Source organism: Mycobacterium sp. NGS48 (assembly GCF_059812585.1).
In genome coordinates this window covers 1-382 of sequence record NZ_JCALCY010000052.1, presented here as the reverse complement: position 1 = coordinate 382, position 382 = coordinate 1, and the positions used below count along the sequence as shown (strand labels likewise).

1 protein-coding gene is annotated in these 382 nt (G+C 58.4%); it reads right to left on the bottom strand.

Annotated features, from left to right (window positions below; genetic code table 11):
- Positions 1 to 351: helix-turn-helix domain-containing protein (locus AC5Y42_RS23620; RefSeq protein ID WP_499900986.1), on the bottom strand; the 351-nt coding region annotated here is incomplete at its 3' end.
- Positions 352 to 382: the final 31 nt, after the last annotated feature.

Sequence of the window (382 nt, the reverse complement as noted above, 5' to 3'; positions counted from 1 at the left end):
GCGCCGATAACCCGACTTGCGCCCGTCATAGCAATTACGGACCCCGTTGACATCGATCTCATACTTGATCGTCGATGCCGGCCGTCCCAGCCGCTTGCCCATCGACTGCATTGATTCATTTATCCTGACGCCAATTTCGATCTCGACCCGATCTTCAAACGTCAGTCTCGGACGCGGGCCAGAGGTCTTCGGTTCGCACAGCTGTGGTTTCACACCACCAGCATCAGCAAACCAGCGCAAGCCAGAACGCTCCGACGCGCCGATGGCAACACCCGCCTCTGCAGGGGCGCAGCCACGACCGATGTGACCCCAGAACTGACGGAGAGCAGACCTCAATGCCGGACGAGCCATAGCAACACTCCTAAATTAGCGGTGTTGCATC